Raw genomic sequence first — 18,424 nt, 5'->3', positions numbered from 1 at the left:
AAGTGGTTTAAAATCATCTCCTGGGGGAAGATATCCTATGTGTTTAAATTCAACCCATACATTCAAGGAGATGATTTAGATATGAGTAAGATTGCTTGTGTCATGACTTCCATGTTTGAAGATGTAGAATATACACAACCGGCAGAAGCGTTCTCAAATGATGGCCACGAAGTAACGACCATTGAATGGGAAGCAGGCAAAGAAGTAGAAGGAAAACAAGGGGAAGCGTCCGTTAAAATTGATACATCCATCGATGACGTTAAACCGCAAGACTTTGATGCATTGTTTATCCCTGGTGGTTTTTCACCTGATATTTTGCGTGGTGATGAGAAATTCGTTTCCTTTGCGAAACATTTTATGGATGAAAAGAAACCTGTATTCGCCATCTGCCATGGTCCACAACTATTGATCACGGCTAAAACCCTCGAAGGACGGACAGCAACCGGGTTCAAATCCATTTCCGTTGATATGGAATATGCAGGCGTCAACTATGAGGATAAAGAAGTGGTTGTTTGTCAGAATCAGCTGGTCACAAGCCGCCAGCCCGATGATATTCCAGCCTTCAACCGCGAAGCATTAAAACTCCTGAAATAAATAGAAAGTAAGGCCATGAGGGAACTTCTCCCCCATGGCCTTTTTCTTCTTCCTAACTCCTGCCTTGTTCAGATAAGCTCCCGATTGTGAAAGGCACCATCCCTAACGCTTAACAAGGCAAACGAATCCCGAAACATTTCGAAACTTAGTCTTCCACAATCCTGCCATATTGTTGAAAAAGAATTACCAAAACAGTACCAATTTTGTAACCTGCTATTGTAGAGAGGAGAAGAAAGTTCCTATATAATGAAAGGAAGATCATAGATCGTTCTATATTACATACATGCATACGTATTGAAGGAGGAGGACCAAACGATGATTGTCATTGAGAAAGAACAACATTTTCATATGATTCCTCAGCATGAGCATGCCAAGATTTCAGCCCAAATCGTCGCTCATTGGAAAAATAATTTCTTATTGCGCTCAAAATTGAGAGAAGAAGCAGATTGGGCGATTCAGCAGCACGACAGAGCCTGGATTCCACTGGATGATCATCCTGAATGGAATGAAGAAAAGCAGCGTCCTTATACGTTCGTCGATTATCCGTTAGAGAAAAAACTGCAGGCCTACCAGCGTGGGATCGAAGAGGTAGCCGACCGCTCCTTGTATGCTGGTATGCTCTGCAGTATGCACTACGCATCGTTCTTTTCTAAAGATGACAAGAATCCAGCTGTACAGGCGTTTTTAGCTGAAGAAAAAACACGTCAGCAGGATCTTTTCGAATCCATGGAAATGGACATTCCCTATGATATCTATGACCTTCATTTTCGCAGGCTGCAATTTTGTGATGATTTGTCCCTTTATGTATGCATGCAGGAACCTGGCACACCTAAGGAAGAAGAAGTTCCATGGTTCAAAAACGGGTTCAGGCAGTCTTTTGATTTCGCTCCTGCTGGCATGATCGCTCGCTGGGTGGATCATGAGAATGTTTCCGTTCACCCTTTTCCATTTGAAAAACCGTTCAGCATAGAGGTTCCTTACCGACCAGTATCAAAAAGGGAAATAGAAGAAAAAGGTCTATCTCAAGCGTTTCATGATACAGAGGTTCAAACGCACGTCGTTACTTTTGTCAAAAAAGAATAGTCACTTACGTTTCCGCAGGTGTAAGTGACTGTTTGAGGTTTCGCCTGATCGTTCGCAGGCAAGGATCTCTCTATTTCTTATCAATACTGAATTGCCCATCAAGCAACACCCAGTTTTGAGGAAAGGAAAGTCCAAGTTTCCAATAGCTGATGCCAAGAAGGCCGCGATTTTTGATCAAGTCGAACTTTTGTTGAATCGATCGGGCATCTTCAAACCATACTTCGTGTTTCTTTCCGGCGTTATCAGTATAAGTGAAGTAAGGAGCCTGTTCTTCCTGATCATAGGAAATCGGGACATTGTTCTCTCTCGCAATTTGAATGGCTTGCTGTGGACTGATTGCCTTTGCAAACTCTCCACCTGGCTCATAAGGAAGAGTCCAGTCATAGCCATATAAATTTTGACCGAGAAGAATCTTTTCTGCTGGCATCTCAGTCAACGCATAATCGACCACTTCTGTGACAGGACCGATTGGAGATACGGCACGTGGAGGACCGCCGCTGTACCCCCATTCATAAGTCATTAATACAACGAAGTCTACAATTTCCCCATGGGCCTTGTAGTCATGGGCTTCGTACCAGGCTCCTTTTTGGTCGGCACTTGTTTTAGGAGCCAGGGCTGTGGAAATGAGTAAGCCTTCCGCTGCCAATCGCTGCTTCGCTTTTCTTAGAAACTGGTTATAGTTCTCTTTCATTTCAGGAGGGAGGAATTCCATATCAAAGTGGACGTCCTTAAACCCTACTTGTTTGGTCGTTTGAATGATATTGTCGAGCAGTTTATCCTGCAGGGCTTCATCGGAAAGAATTTTCCTGCCTAGTTCAGCATTGAATCCATCTTCCGCCAGGTTTGTGACGACCATCATAAGAGCTGTATCATTTTGTTGAGCAATCTCTTTGAAATTATCAAGCGGCGGTGCCTTCAACGAGGCGTCTTCTTGAATCTCATAACTGAATGGAGCCAGGTAGGTCAGTGATCCCGCCCTGTTTTCAGCAGAAGCGCGAAGCGTGTCAGACACTTCCCCGCCGTAGGGCTCAATATAAGCATTCGCTGTAATGGGCCTCGGTGGCTCATCTGGGATGTAAAGACGTAAACCAACAGAAAGAGGGGCTCCGACTTGAAGGCCGTTTACCTGAGCAAGCTTTTCTGCCGAGGTATTGAACTTTTGAGCAATGGAATATAAGCTGTCCCCTTGCTGGACAAAATAAAATTGGCCGACAATCGGTATGACCAGAGCCTGACCGATGACAAGGTCTCCCGGGGTCTCCAACTCATTTGCCTCGATAATGGCGTTTGGCGTACTATCGTAGAGACCAGCAATGGAGAATACCGAATCTCCTTCTTGGACGACGTGGATTTGCATATGGATTCGCTCCTTTCTCATCTTTAATAATGTATGAGAGAGGAAAACGGAATTATTCTTGAAAATCACAGGAGGATCATCATGCTTGGCGATGAACATTATATGAAACTGGCGTTAGAAGAAGCGGAAAAAGCAGAGTCGGAAGGGGAAGTTCCGATTGGTGCTGTCATCGTAAAAGATGGGGAAGTAATCGCCACAGGATACAATCAGAGAGAAACATCCCAGTTGGCATCGTCCCACGCTGAATTTATTGCGATTGAAAGGGCGAACCAGCAAGTAGGAAGCTGGAGGCTTGAGGAATGTACGTTGTATGTCACGTTAGAGCCTTGTCCAATGTGTGCAGGGGCAATCTTACAATCGAGAATTCCAAGGGTGGTTTATGGTGCTAAGGATCCGAAAGCAGGTTGTGCAGGGACGCTTCTTAACCTATTGGACGACAATCGCTTCAATCATAAATCAGAAGTTCTGCCGGGAGTTATGGAAGAAAGATGTGGAAAAATATTAACGGATTTCTTCCGTCATCTGCGTGAGCGCAAGAAAAACAAACCGTCGACTAATAATTGACAGTGTTTTATCATTGCATTTTTCTCCAAAACTCGCTATACTTGTTTATGCCGTGCTAAGCGGGGAGGTAGCGGTGCCCTGTACTCGCAATCCGCTATAGCGAGGCCGAATCCCCATCCGAGGTGGTGCGGCCTTAAGGTCTGCCTTATGTGAGTGGTGTTGACACCCAGGTCCTGCGCAACGGGAATCAGTGAATCCTGTCAGGTCCGGAAGGAAGCAGCAGTAAGCTGTCTCTCCCGTGTGCCGTGGGAGTGCCTGGGTCGAGCCACAACCATAAGTAACGCTTAGGGCCACATCATCGAAGATGGGTGCACGGCATTACATAAGTAAACACAAAGAGCTGTTATGATCCATTCATAACAGCTCTTTTTTATACCTATTTTCGAAGGTTCACATCACAACCTTGAATCAGGTATAATGAGGAAGAGACTATTAAGGGAGAACGGTTTTATGAGCTATCAGGCTTTATATCGCGTATGGCGGCCGCGGAATTTTGAAGGAGTCGTCGGACAAACGCATATTACACGGACACTGCAGAATGCGATTGAGCAGAATAAATTTTCGCATGCGTATTTATTCTCTGGACCGAGGGGGACAGGGAAAACGAGTGCTGCCAAAATTTTCGCAAAAGCCGTCAACTGCGAGCGTTCCCCTGTGAAGGAACCGTGTAATGAGTGTGATGCTTGCCTGGGTATTCAGGATGGATCGATCTCAGATGTCATTGAAATTGATGCCGCTTCAAACAATGGCGTCGAGCAAATCAGGGAAATCCGGGACAAGGTGAAGTATGCTCCTAGTGCGGTGCCTTACAAAGTGTATATCATTGATGAGGTTCATATGCTTTCCATGGGGGCTTTTAACGCCTTATTGAAAACATTAGAGGAACCTCCAAAGCATGTCATTTTCATACTGGCAACAACGGAGCCTCATAAAATTCCATTGACGATCATATCTAGATGTCAACGATTCGATTTTAAGCGCATTTCGCAAAAAGCGATGGTTGAACGAATGGAAAAAATCACATCGGTTGAAGAAATCGCCATTGCAAGAGAAGCGCTTGAGATTGTAGCCCTCACAGCAGAAGGTGGAATGCGTGATGCTCTGAGTCTACTTGACCAGGCGATTTCCTACAGTGAAGATGAAGTGACGATTGAAGACGTTCTCGCGGTGACGGGTTCCGTTTCTCAAAGTAAATTAACAGCGGTTTTGCAGTCGCTTCACAACCAGGATGCAAGCGCAGCTCTGGAAGCGGTGGATGAGTTGATCCAACAAGGAAAAGACCCAGGCCGCTTTGTTTTCGATCTTATCTATTACTTGAGGGATCTGCTCTTATTCCAGAGTGCTCCAGACCTTGAGCATAACTTGGAAAGAGCGATTCCTGATGAAGCTTTCAAAAGTTTATCCGTCGAATTGTCGCCGGTATGGATTCAGCAGGCGATCCGCGAGCTGAACCGTTGCCAGCAGGAAATGAAATGGACGACGAGCCCTAAAGTTTTCATAGAAATCGCCATACTTAATATGGTGGAAGTTCAGGCGGGACCTGCCCAGGGACAGCCGGTCCAATCAGAAGCTGTGGATCAGCTGACAAGAAAGCTTGAAGGTCTTGAAAAAGAGCTTGCCGCCCTGAAAGAAAAAGGGATCAGCGCAACGGCACAGCCACAGTCGGCCCCGAAAAAGCGAGCCCCTGCAAAATCCGGGAAAAAAGGGTATAATGTTCCTTATGAACGTATTCGCCAAGTGTTGAATGAAGCGTCCAAGGAAGACATTAAGAATGTTCAGGGACGCTGGGCGGACTTCATGGAAGCTTTGAAGCGGACGAACGCTCCGGCCCATGCAACGCTTTTGAATAGTAAGCCGAGAGCTGCCTCGTCGAAAGCGCTGGTGCTTGCTTTCCGGTATGATATCCATTGTTCCTTGGCATCGGAACACCAGAAGACCATTGAGCCATTGCTGACGGAATTCATTGGGAAACCGTTGACGATCATTCCAATTCCTGAACAGAATTGGCAGGAAATCAGGGAAGAATACGTCCGGAAACAGAAACAATCACCTGACGGAGGCTCTGGAGTAGAAGGGGAAAAAAGTGAAACATCTTCATCCCAAGCAGGTGAAGAGGATCCTTTAGTTTCAGAAGCCCGAAAGCTAGTCGGAGATGATTTAATAGAAGTTCAAGATTAACAGCTATTTAAAGGAGGAATGCTCCATGCGTGGTGGAGGAAACATGAATAACATGATGAAACAAATGCAAAAAATGCAGAAGAAAATGATGAAGGCTCAAGAAGAGCTTTATGAAATGACATTTGAATCTTCTGCAGGTGGCGGTATGGTAAAAGTGACCGCGAACGGCAAGAAAGAAATCACTGACGTGGCTATTGATGAAGAGGTCGTAGATCCAGATGATGTAGAAATGTTACAGGACTTGATCATTACAGCTACAAATGACGTATTGAAGCAAGTAGATGATAAAACGAATGATACTATGGGACAATTCACGAAAGGTATGCCTGGAGGAATGTTCTAGGAGGAATTTTCATGTATTACCCGGAACCTATATCAAAACTGATCGACAGTTTTACGAAACTGCCAGGAATCGGACCGAAGACGGCTGTTCGCCTGGCTTTTTTCGTTTTAGAAATGGAAGAGGATGATGTCCTCGATTTTGCCAAATCACTGGTCAATGCCAAAAGGGAACTCACTCATTGTTCCATTTGCGGGCACATTACAGACCAGGACCCTTGCTCCATCTGTCAGGATGAATCGAGAGATCAAACATTGATTTGTGTCGTTCAGGATCCAAAGGATGTCATCGCAATGGAAAAAATGAAAGAATTCAGCGGGAAATATCACGTGCTTCACGGAGCTATTTCACCTATGGATGGCATCGGTCCAGAAGATATTAACGTAGCAAGCCTGATTAACCGGTTGAAGGATGAGGGAATTGAGGAATTGATTCTCGCAACAAACCCAAACATTGAAGGGGAAGCGACAGCGATGTATATTTCTCGTCTCGTGAAACCTTCTGGTATTCGCATGACGAGAATCGCTCATGGTCTTCCGGTCGGGGGCGATCTTGAATACGCAGACGAAGTGACCCTGTCCAAAGCTCTTGAAGGACGAAGAGAACTTTAGGAGGGGGGAGAAGGTTTGTTTGGCAAAAAGAAAACAGTGAAAAAAGACATGGATCGAGAACTCCTCCTTCATATTAAAGAGTTGAAGCGGGAGTGGGAAACTTTAAACACGATCATTGAACAAAGCATCGAACCGAGCGACGAAGGCTTAAATGATTTAGCGGTCGTCAAAGCAAAGTATTTCTACCTATTAAGAGAAGCAAGATTCAGAGGAATCAATGCGTTGTCTTAATTGATGTACTACCCTCTTGTCTACGAGCATAGACTGTTGATAGAACAGTTTGTTGGACAAGGGGGTTTTTTATGGATCCGGTACTCGTCATTCTTTTATTAGGACTGGCTATCCCGTTATTACTCATTATAGGCATGCCGGCCAAGCCGTTGAAGGTTGTTGGGCAGGTGATGACCCGGCTGATTGTAGCTGTCATTCTATTGTTTTTTGTAAACCTGTTCGGTGCCCAATTCGGGTTGCACGTTCCGATCAATGGTTTTACGGCAATCGTATCAGCTGTACTGGGGGTTCCTGGAGTATTGTCATTAACAGCGATTCATTTTTGGGTCATCTAAAGGGGAAGCTCTTATGCTTCGCCTTTTTGTTTTGCGGCAGACCCTTTTTTATTAAACCTTTCCTTATTATAAGATTTAACGTCTGGCAAGCTTAAGAATCTTCTTTATGAATGGGAATTCTTCAATAAAAGAAACATTCTATGAAAATATAAATCTTTTTTATAAAAACCTATTGCGTCATCTGAAATCCCATGATATATTATTACTTGTCGCGTTAAGAGAGCGGCAAGCCGCAAACGGCTTAACAAAATAAATCATAAAAAGTTGTTGACGAAAACAACTACACATGATATATTAATTAAGTCGCTGTTTTGAAGCGGCAAACAAAACATTTGATCTTTGAAAACTGAACGAACCAACCAGTACGTCAAAACATTTCTTCTTTATAGAAGAGATTTGAAACAAGCACATTCGGTGTGCAAATGAGCAAGTCAAACTTAACTTTTATGGAGAGTTTGATCCTGGCTCAGGACGAACGCTGGCGGCGTGCCTAATACATGCAAGTCGAGCGCGGGAAGCGAGTGGATCCCTTCGGGGTGAAGCTCGTGGAACGAGCGGCGGACGGGTGAGTAACACGTGGGCAACCTGCCTGTAAGATCGGAATAACCCCGGGAAACCGGGGCTAATGCCGGGTAATACTTTCTTTCGCATGAAGGAAAGTTGAAAGATGGCTTCTCGCTATCACTTACAGATGGGCCCGCGGCGCATTAGCTAGTTGGTGAGGTAACGGCTCACCAAGGCGACGATGCGTAGCCGACCTGAGAGGGTGATCGGCCACACTGGGACTGAGACACGGCCCAGACTCCTACGGGAGGCAGCAGTAGGGAATCTTCCGCAATGGACGAAAGTCTGACGGAGCAACGCCGCGTGAACGATGAAGGTCTTCGGATCGTAAAGTTCTGTTGTTAGGGAAGAACAAGTACCGTTCGAACAGGGCGGTACCTTGACGGTACCTAACGAGGAAGCCCCGGCTAACTACGTGCCAGCAGCCGCGGTAATACGTAGGGGGCAAGCGTTGTCCGGAATTATTGGGCGTAAAGCGCGCGCAGGCGGTTCCTTAAGTCTGATGTGAAAGCCCACGGCTCAACCGTGGAGGGTCATTGGAAACTGGGGAACTTGAGGACAGAAGAGGAGAGTGGAATTCCACGTGTAGCGGTGAAATGCGTAGATATGTGGAGGAACACCAGTGGCGAAGGCGACTCTCTGGTCTGTTTCTGACGCTGAGGTGCGAAAGCGTGGGTAGCAAACAGGATTAGATACCCTGGTAGTCCACGCCGTAAACGATGAGTGCTAGGTGTTAGGGGGCTTCCACCCCTTAGTGCTGAAGTTAACGCATTAAGCACTCCGCCTGGGGAGTACGGCCGCAAGGCTGAAACTCAAAGGAATTGACGGGGGCCCGCACAAGCGGTGGAGCATGTGGTTTAATTCGAAGCAACGCGAAGAACCTTACCAGGTCTTGACATCCTTGGACAACCCTAGAGATAGGGCTTTCCCTTCGGGGACCAAGTGACAGGTGGTGCATGGTTGTCGTCAGCTCGTGTCGTGAGATGTTGGGTTAAGTCCCGCAACGAGCGCAACCCCTAATCTTAGTTGCCAGCATTCAGTTGGGCACTCTAAGGTGACTGCCGGTGACAAACCGGAGGAAGGCGGGGATGACGTCAAATCATCATGCCCCTTATGACCTGGGCTACACACGTGCTACAATGGATGGTACAAAGGGCAGCGAAGCCGCGAGGTGTAGCAAATCCCATAAAACCATTCTCAGTTCGGATTGCAGGCTGCAACTCGCCTGCATGAAGCCGGAATCGCTAGTAATCGCGGATCAGCATGCCGCGGTGAATACGTTCCCGGGCCTTGTACACACCGCCCGTCACACCACGAGAGTTGGCAACACCCGAAGTCGGTGAGGTAACCTTTTTGGAGCCAGCCGCCGAAGGTGGGGCCAATGATTGGGGTGAAGTCGTAACAAGGTAGCCGTATCGGAAGGTGCGGCTGGATCACCTCCTTTCTAAGGATATTACGGAAACGTACTGTGTTGGTTGTTCAGTTTTGAGAGATCAAACGATCTTTCAACTTGTGAACCTTGAAAACTGGATAAGGAATCATTGTTTCATCTAACGATGAGACATTTGATGACAAGACATCTAATTGAAATTGTAAACGTCTTTTCACGAAGATAGTTAAGTGAATAAGGGCGCACGGTGGATGCCTTGGTACTAGGAGCCGATGAAGGACGGGACTAACACCGATATGCTCCGGCGAGCCGTAAGTAGGCTTTGACCCGGAGATTTCCGAATGGGGAAACCCACTGTTCGTAATGGAACAGTATCCTATACTGAATACATAGGTATAGGCAGGCACACCCGGGGAACTGAAACATCTAAGTACCCGGAGGAAGAGAAAGCAAACGCGATTTCCCAAGTAGCGGCGAGCGAAACGGAATCAGCCCAAACCAGAAAGCTTGCTTTCTGGGGTTGTAGGACACTCCATTGGAGTTACCAAAGAGGAAGATAGGCGAATCGATCTGGAAAGGTCAGCCAGAGCAGGTAACAGCCCTGTAGTCGAAATCTTTCTCTCTCCGGAGTGGATCCTGAGTACGGCGGAACACGAGGAATTCCGTCGGAATCCGGGAGGACCATCTCCCAAGGCTAAATACTCCCTAGTGACCGATAGTGAACCAGTACCGTGAGGGAAAGGTGAAAAGCACCCCGGAAGGGGAGTGAAAGAGAACCTGAAACCGTGTGCCTACAAGTAGTCGGAGCCCGTTAATGGGTGACGGCGTGCCTTTTGTAGAATGAACCGGCGAGTTACGACCGTATGCGAGGTTAAGCAGCAGAAGCGGAGCCGCAGCGAAAGCGAGTCTGAATAGGGCGAGTGAGTATGCGGTCGTAGACCCGAAACCGTGTGATCTACCCATGTCCAGGGTGAAGGTCAGGTAACACTGACTGGAGGCCCGAACCCACGCAAGTTGAAAATTGCGGGGATGAGGTGTGGGTAGGGGTGAAATGCCAATCGAACACGGAGATAGCTGGTTCTCTCCGAAATAGCTTTAGGGCTAGCCTCAGAATAGAAAGTCATGGAGGTAGAGCACTGATTGGACGAGGGGCCCCTATCGGGTTACCGAATTCAGTCAAACTCCGAATGCCATAGACTTTGTTCTGGGAGTCAGACCGTGGGTGATAAGGTTCATGGTCGAGAGGGAAACAGCCCAGACCGCCAGCTAAGGTCCCAAAGTGTGTGTTAAGTGGAAAAGGATGTGGAGTTGCTTAGACAACCAGGATGTTGGCTTAGAAGCAGCCATCATTCAAAGAGTGCGTAATAGCTCACTGGTCGAGTGACTCTGCGCCGAAAATTTACCGGGGCTAAACACACCACCGAAGCTGCGGATTGATCTTATGATCAGTGGTAGGAGAGCGTTCTAAGGGCCGTGAAGTCAGACCGTAAGGACTGGTGGAGCGCTTAGAAGTGAGAATGCCGGTATGAGTAGCGAAAAAAGAGTGAGAATCTCTTTCACCGAATGCCTAAGGTTTCCTGAGGAAGGCTCGTCCTCTCAGGGTTAGTCGGGACCTAAGCCGAGGCCGAAAGGCGTAGGCGATGGACAACAGGTTGATATTCCTGTACCACCTCCTTTCCGTTTGAACGACGGGGGGACGCAGGAGGATAAGGAGAGCGCGCCACTGGATGTGCGCGTCCAAGCAGTGAGACGGTCGGATAGGCAAATCCGTCCGGCAACGTCAAGCTGTGATGGGGAGGGAAATAAAGTACCGAAGCTCCTGAGTTCACACTGCCAAGAAAATCCTCTAGTGAGGAAAGAGGTGCCCGTACCGCAAACCGACACAGGTAGGCGAGGAGAGGATCCTAAGGTGAGCGGGAGAACTCTCGTTAAGGAACTCGGCAAAATGACCCCGTAACTTCGGGAGAAGGGGTGCTCCTCTGCCGAGGAGCCGCAGTGAAAAGGCCCAAGCGACTGTTTACCAAAAACACAGGTCTCTGCGAAGCCGTAAGGCGAAGTATAGGGGCTGACACCTGCCCGGTGCTGGAAGGTTAAGGGGATGCGTTAGCTTATGCGAAGCGTTGAACCGAAGCCCCAGTAAACGGCGGCCGTAACTATAACGGTCCTAAGGTAGCGAAATTCCTTGTCGGGTAAGTTCCGACCCGCACGAAAGGTGCAACGACTTGGGCACTGTCTCAACGAGAGACCCGGTGAAATTATAATATGTGTGAAGATGCACATTACCCGCGACAGGACGGAAAGACCCCGTGGAGCTTTACTGTAGCCTGATATTGAATGTTGGTACAGCTTGTACAGGATAGGTAGGAGCCTTGGAAGCCGGAGCGCTAGCTTCGGTGGAGGCGCTGGTGGGATACTACCCTGGCTGTACGGACATTCTAACCCAGGACCGTGATCCGGTCCGGAGACAGTGTCAGGTGGGCAGTTTGACTGGGGCGGTCGCCTCCCAAAAGGTAACGGAGGCGCCCAAAGGTTCCCTCAGAATGGTTGGAAATCATTCGCAGAGTGTAAAGGCACAAGGGAGCTTGACTGCGAGACCTACAAGTCGAGCAGGGACGAAAGTCGGGCTTAGTGATCCGGCGGTTCCGCATGGAAGGGCCGTCGCTCAACGGATAAAAGCTACCCCGGGGATAACAGGCTTATCTCCCCCAAGAGTCCACATCGACGGGGAGGTTTGGCACCTCGATGTCGGCTCATCGCATCCTGGGGCTGTAGTCGGTCCCAAGGGTTGGGCTGTTCGCCCATTAAAGCGGTACGCGAGCTGGGTTCAGAACGTCGTGAGACAGTTCGGTCCCTATCCGTCGTGGGCGTTGGAAATTTGAAAGGAGCTGTCCTTAGTACGAGAGGACCGGGATGGACACACCGCTGGTGTACCAGTTGTTCCGCCAGGAGCATCGCTGGGTAGCTACGTGTGGTCGGGATAAGTGCTGAAAGCATCTAAGCATGAAGCCCCCCTTGAGATGAGATTTCCCTTACCTATAAGGTAATAAGATCCCTCAGAGACGATGAGGTTGATAGGTCCGAGGTGGAAGCGTGGTGACACGTGGAGCTGACGGATACTAATGGATCGATGACTTATCTATCTGATTATAATCATTCGTGAATGACAATTGCTTTTCAAACAAGATGTTTCCTTATCCAGTTTTGAGGGTTCACCTCAAACTTTATATTGATGTGGTGGTGAAGGCGAAGAGGTCACACCTGTTCCCATGCCGAACACAGCAGTTAAGCTCTTCAGCGCCGATGGTAGTCGGGTTTACCCCCGTGAGAGTAGGACGCCGCCACGTCATTTTGAAATCTTCAGGACATATTCCTGAAGATTTTTTGTTTTATATTAAAACTCTTTTCACCTCTTCTATTTGAAAACTACTTTCTTTAAATTTTATGTATAAGGTTGATAGATTCGGAGATACTAAGTGTAAAGGCTTCATGATTTAAGAGAGGAGGAGAACGAGTGAGCCGTAAAGATCATTGCAGTATTTGCGATAGAGAAACAGAAAAGGGAATTTATCTATTACGAGTTTTTATTTGTGAAGATTGTGAGGAAGAGATGATCGACACACCTGCTGATGACCCGAAATATGATTACTTTGTTAAACGTATGGCTAAAGCCCATCGTTCTATGATTCCGTCTTAATATAAATGAGCGTAGCAGCTATGAAGAAGAATACACATCCATCCTTGTATGCAGGGTGGATTTTTTATTGGCTGGAAAGGTAACGTCCATTCTGAGCCTTTGTTCTAGGGCGATGTGTGTATTGCTTGTCTGTGGCTGTTTATGTAAGCTTGAACATGGAAGAAGGTGATTTATATGGACTCTACATATATGCCGCTGTACGAAGCGCTTAAACGGAATATAGAACGAAATCCTTTATCTTTTCATGTCCCTGGCCACAAGTATGGAAAAGTGTTTGAGAAGCAGGCGTATGAAAAGTTTCAATCAATCTTACAGTTGGATGCTACGGAGGTAGGAGGTCTGGATGATCTGCATGCTCCCGAAGGTGTGATTCAACAAGCTCAACAAATGGCGAGTGATTTTTTTAATAGTGATCACACCTTTTTCTTAGTCAATGGTACAACGGTCGGTAACATGGCTATGATCTTATCTGTTTGTCAACCTGGGGAAGAGATCATTGTGCAGAGAAACTGTCATAAGTCTGTACTGAATGCTCTTGAACTTTCGGGTGCATCCCCTGTATTTATTTCTCCAAGGTATGAAAGAGAAACAGGACGACATAGTCACGTTTCCCCAGAGGATGTCGAGCAGGCCTTGAAGGACCACCCTGAAAGTAAAGCCGTGTTTTTGACATATCCGGATTACTACGGAAGGACGTATGATTTGGGGGGGATTGCTGAAGTTGTTCATAGCTATCATATCCCCTTACTGGTTGATGAGGCTCATGGGGTTCATTTTCAACTCGGAGCCCCTTTCCCTAAGGCTGCCTTGATGGCAGGCGCAGATGGTGTGGCCCAGTCTGCCCATAAGATGGCTCCAGCGATGACCATGGCTTCGTTCCTTCATGTGCAAGGAGAAAGAATGGATCTGACCCGGGTTCGCCATTATTTGCAAATGCTCCAGTCGAGCAGTCCTTCCTATCCACTTATGGCGAGTTTAGACGTGGCAAGGGCCTATTTAGCTTCATGGAAGTCTTCTGATAAGGAGGTCTTGTTTGATTACTTAGAAGAAGTGAAGTCCTTGTTCAATTCGTATGACTATTGGGAAGTAAATGCTACAGATGATCCGTTGAAGCTTACGTTGCAGGTTCGAAACGGAACGGGCTTTGACTTGGCGGATGCCTTGGATACCGTGGGAATTGTCCCGGAACTTGCAACAACCCATCAAGTTTTACTCGTGTTTGGGCTCGCCCCGAGTGTAGATTTGATGCTATTGGAAGAACGACTCAAGACCTTGGATTCCCAATTAAAAAAGCGAACAAACCGTGCTACAATAATAGAGAATCAAATCCAATTTCCAGTGGTTCAGAAGCTGGAATACAGCTATTCGTTCATGCAAAGTATGGATGTGGTGAGGGTGGGTTGGCAAGAAGCTGCAGGATGTGTGGCAGCAGAAGCCATCATCCCTTACCCACCAGGCATTCCTTTAGTCATGAAAGGAGAGCGTTTGGATGAGCAGCACATAGCTCAGGTGCACGCTTTGGTGAGTCAGGGTGCACGCTTTCAAAATACAGGTATGGAACAAGGTGTTCTTGTTTTTAAAGGAGAATAGATGTGAAAGGATTGTTTGTAACATTCGAAGGTGGCGATGGGGCTGGTAAATCCTCTATCCTGCGTGAGATTGGAAAAGAATTGAGAGAGCAAGGGTATTCCGTACTCGAAACGAGAGAACCTGGTGGGATCCGTATCGCGGAAAAGATACGGGAAGTGATCCTTGACCCTTCTCACACAGAAATGGACGGACGTACAGAAGCTCTGCTTTATGCGGCTGCACGCAGGCAGCACCTCGTGGAAAAAGTTATCCCGGCATTAAATGAAGGGAAAATCGTCCTTTGCGACCGGTTTGTGGATTCTAGTCTTGCCTATCAGGGAGTGGCCAGGGAACTTGGCCTGGATGAAGTCTTTAAAATCAATGAATTCGCGATCGATGACCATATGCCGGATTTAACCTTGTTATTTGATATCAAGCCTGAAAGAGGGTTGGAGAGGATCGCTGCAAACCAGGGAAGAGAGAAAAACCGTCTTGACCTTGAACACATCGATTTTCATGAAAAAGTCTATGATGCCTACCAACGACTGGCTGTACAAGATAAGGATCGTATCAAAGTCATTGATGCGGATCAGGAGTTCGAATCTGTTAAAAAAGATGCGTATCACGTTTTGAACGATTACCTGCCATCATAATTTCCAGCCATTTGTTATAATAGGAGAAAACACCCAACAGGAGGGTATGATTGCATGAAGATGATCATTGCGGTCGTTCAGGATAAAGATAGCAATCGTTTGACGGATGCCTTAGCAGAAAATGATTTTAAAACGACCAAACTATCAACGACAGGTGGATTCTTACGAGAGGGAAATACCACGTTCATGATCGGTTGTGGTGATGATGAAGTCGATGATGCTTTAGATATTATTAAAGATAATTGCAGCCAGCGGGAACAAATGGTTGCTCCGATTTCACCGATGGGTGGAAATGCGGACTCTTACATTCCAAAACCAGTAAAGGTGGAGGTAGGGGGAGCCACAGTATTTATTTTGCCGGTCGATTCCTTTTTTCAGTTTTAACTTAGAAGGGGTACAAGTATGAAGATCAATCAAGAGATACGGACACAGATGGATGCGGCAAAAAAACAATCCTCTCATCAGACGAACGGGAGGCCTAGTTTTGATGCGATGGTCCAGTCCCAATCGCGGCAGCTTCAAGAAGCTCAATTGAATCGGCTGATGAATAGTATAACAGCACAGGGGGAGCGGGTGGCAAGGGCCCGGTCCTTCCGTGATTTGGCTAAATATAAGCGTCTCATCCAAGATTTCATGAAAGAATCCGTTCAATATGGGATGAACTTGAAGCATTCTTATAGTTGGAATGCACATGGACAGACCCGTAAGTTAACGATTGTAGAATCTGTCGATGAGAAGCTGTCTGAATTGACAGAGGCAGTCATGGATCAAGAAAAGCGGACGGTTGATCTGCTTGGACTGATCGGTGAAATCAAAGGGTTGCTCATTAATTTATATACGTAAGGACGGAAGTAGTATGCAGACTTGGACACAAATGAAAGACATCCAGCCTCTAGCTGCCCAGATGCTGATGAACAGTTTCAAAAAGGACCGCATTTCACATGCTTATTTATTTCAAGGAAACCGGGGAACGGGTAAGCGGGAGATGAGCATCCTTTTTGCGAAAAGCATCTTTTGCAAAAATAGAGAAGGGGCGGAACCTTGTCAAAGCTGCAGGGACTGCCACAGAATCGATTCAGGGAACCATCCTGATTTGCACTGGATTGAGCCAGAGGGACAATCCATAAAAAAAGAACAGATTCTTCATTTGCAAAAAGAATTCACTTATACAGGTTTAGAGTCAAACCGAAAAGTGTACATCATCGTCGATGCAGAAAAAATGACGGTCAATGCTTCGAACCGTTTATTGAAATTTCTAGAGGAACCAAGCCAGCAGACGACAGCTATGCTGCTGACAGAGAGCGGTTCGACTATTCTCGATACCATCAGGTCCCGCTGTCAATTGCTCGCCTTTCAACCTTTGAATCCCTTGCGTATTCAGGAAAAATTGGTGGAAGAAGGCGTCTCTGAATCGAATGCGATACTTTTGTCATCGTTAACGAATAACTTGACAGAAGCCCTCGAGATGAATGAAGATGAGTGGTTTGCGAATGTGCGAAAACTAGTGATACAATTAATTGAAGTGCTTCAAAATAAACCAAATGAAGGACTTTTGTTTATCAACCATCAGTGGATGCCTCATTTTAAAGAGCGACCGCAGCTACAGCGTGGTCTGGATGTATTGATGCTCTGGTTTCAAGATGTCATTAACCAACTTTTGGACCGGGAAGAATCGATTATTTTTACGACAGAGAGAGAAAGATTAAACCAGGCAGCGATGCGTTGGTCACGTCAGTCAGCAGCGCGGAGCTTAACGGATATCCTTGAGGCGAAACGAAAGATAAATCAAAATGTCCATCCTAATTTAGTGATGGAACAACTTACCCTTCAACTACAGAGGTGATGATCGAATGATCGAAGTTGTAGGTGTCCGATTTAAGCAGGCGGGTAAGGTATATTATTTCGATCCGGGGGGACTGCGGATGACGACGGATGATTATGTCATCGTCGAAACCGTACGCGGGATCGAATTCGGAAAAGTTGTCATTGCTAATAAATCCATAGATGAAGAAGACGTTGTTTTACCTCTTAAAAAAGTCATCCGTATGGCAGATGATAAAGATAAAGTGACGGTGGATGAAAACAAGGACAACGCCGCAGAAGCTTACCGGGTTTGCGAGAAGAAAATCCGTGAACATAAATTGGACATGAATCTAGTGGATGTTGAATACACGTTTGATCGTAATAAAGTCATCTTCTACTTTACGGCTGATGGCCGTGTGGACTTCCGTACATTAGTCAAAGATCTTGCGTCTGTCTTTAAGACGAGGATCGAACTGCGCCAAATCGGTGTCAGGGATGAAGCGAAAATGCTCGGGGGGATCGGTCCATGTGGACGGATGCTTTGTTGCTCAACGTTCTTAGGTGATTTCGAACCTGTATCTATAAAAATGGCCAAGGACCAGAACTTATCCTTGAACCCAGCGAAAATTTCCGGCCTTTGCGGCCGCTTGATGTGTTGTCTCAAGTATGAGAATGATGATTACGAAAATGCGAAGAAAGAGCTTCCTGACCTCGGTGAAAGCATTGCGACATCCTTCGGTAAAGGAAAAGTCGTCGGGCTTAATATGCTGGAGCGTATGGTCCAGATTGAATTCCGAGACAAAGAGCGTGTCCTTGAATACTCTCTGCAAGAGCTGATCGATGAAGGAGTTCTTCAAACCGAAGCCTCAGAATAAAGGGTGGAGTCGAGCGTGAAGAAGAAAGCCATATTTGAACAAGTATCCCATTTTGAAAGTCAAATCGGTGAGCTTTATGAACAGCTCGGCGATTTAAAAAAACAGCTGGCTTATCTCTTAGAAGAAAACCAGCATTTATCGCTTGAAAATCATCACTTGCGACAACGATTAGAGAAAGAGAATCAAAAAGAACAGTCTTCCTCAGGGTCCAAACAGGACAAGGGTGCAGTCGTCGGGGAAGGCTATGATAACCTCGCACGGCTATACGAAGAAGGCTTTCATATTTGTAATCTTCATTTTGGCAGCCCGAGAGATGAAGATTGTCTGTTTTGCTTATCTTTCTTGAACAAAAAGAAATAATTCCAGGTCCAAGCCTTTCCTTGCTCGTTCGAGGAAGGGCTCTCTTTATATCATGGATGGGTTTGAGGTTATTGTTATGTAATCGAAAGGTGATCTATCAGGATTATGGAATACTTGATTCCGTGTTGTTGTGTCCAGATAAGAGTCGTTTCCCAGAACCCATTCGACTCTGAAAAAAGCAACGAAACCGTTCCATAAAAGGAAGCTGTTATAGGAAATTCTA

The 18,424-nt window shown here is 46.5% G+C and carries 17 protein-coding genes, 3 rRNA genes and 1 other RNA gene; 20 read left to right on the top strand and 1 reads right to left on the bottom strand.

What is annotated here, in order from left to right:
* Positions 1 to 81: 81 nt before the first annotated feature.
* A complete protein-coding gene (locus tag ACQ4XT_RS05220) occupies positions 82 to 594 on the top strand; it encodes a type 1 glutamine amidotransferase domain-containing protein (protein ID WP_446852745.1) in 513 nt (170 codons plus the stop codon).
* Between the two features lie 315 nt (positions 595 to 909).
* Entirely contained in the window at positions 910 to 1,677 is a 768-nt protein-coding gene (locus ACQ4XT_RS05215; RefSeq protein ID WP_446852744.1) for a DUF3891 family protein, read from the top strand.
* Positions 1,678 to 1,747: 70 nt separating this feature from the next.
* Here the strand turns inward: ACQ4XT_RS05215 and ACQ4XT_RS05210 are convergent, their stop codons facing one another.
* Entirely contained in the window at positions 1,748 to 3,034 is a 1,287-nt protein-coding gene (locus ACQ4XT_RS05210; protein WP_446852743.1) for a glycosyl hydrolase family 18 protein, read from the bottom strand.
* Positions 3,035 to 3,115: 81 nt separating this feature from the next.
* Here ACQ4XT_RS05210 and tadA point away from each other — a divergent pair, with 81 nt between their 5' ends.
* The 18 genes from tadA (at position 3,116) to yabA (ending at position 18,201) form a co-directional block, all read left to right on the top strand.
* On the top strand, positions 3,116 to 3,598 hold the full coding sequence (gene tadA, locus ACQ4XT_RS05205; RefSeq protein ID WP_446852742.1) for a tRNA adenosine(34) deaminase TadA: 483 nt from the start codon (positions 3,116 to 3,118) through the stop codon (positions 3,596 to 3,598).
* 50 nt (positions 3,599 to 3,648) lie between these two features.
* Positions 3,649 to 3,914: signal recognition particle sRNA large type (gene ffs / locus ACQ4XT_RS05200), an RNA gene on the top strand.
* 134 nt (positions 3,915 to 4,048) lie between these two features.
* Positions 4,049 to 5,776: a DNA polymerase III subunit gamma/tau gene (dnaX, locus tag ACQ4XT_RS05195; RefSeq protein ID WP_446852741.1), complete on the top strand. Its 1,728-nt coding sequence runs from the start codon at positions 4,049 to 4,051 to the stop codon at positions 5,774 to 5,776.
* Between the two features lie 25 nt (positions 5,777 to 5,801).
* Positions 5,802 to 6,119, top strand: coding sequence for a YbaB/EbfC family nucleoid-associated protein (locus tag ACQ4XT_RS05190; protein ID WP_035507411.1), 318 nt, complete (start codon positions 5,802 to 5,804; stop codon positions 6,117 to 6,119).
* Positions 6,120 to 6,130: 11 nt separating this feature from the next.
* Positions 6,131 to 6,727, top strand: coding sequence for a recombination mediator RecR (gene recR, locus ACQ4XT_RS05185; protein ID WP_146814432.1), 597 nt, complete (start codon positions 6,131 to 6,133; stop codon positions 6,725 to 6,727).
* A 15-nt stretch (positions 6,728 to 6,742) separates the two neighbouring features.
* Complete coding sequence (locus ACQ4XT_RS05180; RefSeq protein WP_446852740.1) at positions 6,743 to 6,958, top strand: YaaL family protein; 216 nt, start codon at positions 6,743 to 6,745, stop codon at positions 6,956 to 6,958.
* 71 nt (positions 6,959 to 7,029) lie between these two features.
* On the top strand, positions 7,030 to 7,293 hold the full coding sequence (locus ACQ4XT_RS05175; RefSeq protein WP_446852739.1) for a pro-sigmaK processing inhibitor BofA family protein: 264 nt from the start codon (positions 7,030 to 7,032) through the stop codon (positions 7,291 to 7,293).
* A gap of 443 nt (positions 7,294 to 7,736) precedes the next feature.
* Positions 7,737 to 9,301, top strand: a 16S ribosomal RNA gene (locus ACQ4XT_RS05170).
* A gap of 170 nt (positions 9,302 to 9,471) precedes the next feature.
* Positions 9,472 to 12,387 (top strand): 23S ribosomal RNA (locus tag ACQ4XT_RS05165).
* A gap of 90 nt (positions 12,388 to 12,477) precedes the next feature.
* Positions 12,478 to 12,591: ribosomal RNA gene (rrf, locus tag ACQ4XT_RS05160) — 5S ribosomal RNA — on the top strand.
* The 16S, 23S and 5S rRNA genes sit together here, the layout of an rRNA operon.
* Positions 12,592 to 12,758: 167 nt before the next feature.
* Positions 12,759 to 12,941 carry a sigma factor G inhibitor Gin gene (locus ACQ4XT_RS05155; protein ID WP_446852738.1) on the top strand — a complete coding sequence of 61 codons (183 nt, stop codon included), beginning with the start codon at positions 12,759 to 12,761 and terminating at the stop codon, positions 12,939 to 12,941.
* Positions 12,942 to 13,115: 174 nt separating this feature from the next.
* Positions 13,116 to 14,531 (top strand): aminotransferase class I/II-fold pyridoxal phosphate-dependent enzyme, encoded by a 1,416-nt coding sequence (locus ACQ4XT_RS05150; RefSeq protein ID WP_446852737.1) that lies wholly within the window; start codon positions 13,116 to 13,118, stop codon positions 14,529 to 14,531.
* Positions 14,532 to 14,533: 2 nt separating this feature from the next.
* Positions 14,534 to 15,163, top strand: coding sequence for a dTMP kinase (gene tmk, locus ACQ4XT_RS05145; RefSeq protein ID WP_446852736.1), 630 nt, complete (start codon positions 14,534 to 14,536; stop codon positions 15,161 to 15,163).
* 54 nt (positions 15,164 to 15,217) lie between these two features.
* Complete coding sequence (gene darA / locus ACQ4XT_RS05140) at positions 15,218 to 15,547, top strand: cyclic di-AMP receptor DarA (protein WP_226594979.1); 330 nt, start codon at positions 15,218 to 15,220, stop codon at positions 15,545 to 15,547.
* Between the two features lie 18 nt (positions 15,548 to 15,565).
* On the top strand, positions 15,566 to 16,006 hold the full coding sequence (locus tag ACQ4XT_RS05135; protein WP_446852735.1) for a YaaR family protein: 441 nt from the start codon (positions 15,566 to 15,568) through the stop codon (positions 16,004 to 16,006).
* Positions 16,007 to 16,019: 13 nt separating this feature from the next.
* Positions 16,020 to 17,006: a DNA polymerase III subunit delta' gene (holB, locus tag ACQ4XT_RS05130; RefSeq protein WP_446852734.1), complete on the top strand. Its 987-nt coding sequence runs from the start codon at positions 16,020 to 16,022 to the stop codon at positions 17,004 to 17,006.
* Between the two features lie 7 nt (positions 17,007 to 17,013).
* Positions 17,014 to 17,841 (top strand): PSP1 domain-containing protein, encoded by an 828-nt coding sequence (locus tag ACQ4XT_RS05125; protein ID WP_089654613.1) that lies wholly within the window; start codon positions 17,014 to 17,016, stop codon positions 17,839 to 17,841.
* 15 nt (positions 17,842 to 17,856) lie between these two features.
* A complete protein-coding gene (gene yabA / locus ACQ4XT_RS05120; RefSeq protein ID WP_446852733.1) occupies positions 17,857 to 18,201 on the top strand; it encodes a DNA replication initiation control protein YabA in 345 nt (114 codons plus the stop codon).
* Positions 18,202 to 18,424: the final 223 nt, after the last annotated feature.

It is taken from the genome of Halobacillus sp. 12SKB, assembly GCF_052941655.1.
This window is presented reverse-complemented; position numbering and strand designations above follow the sequence as displayed.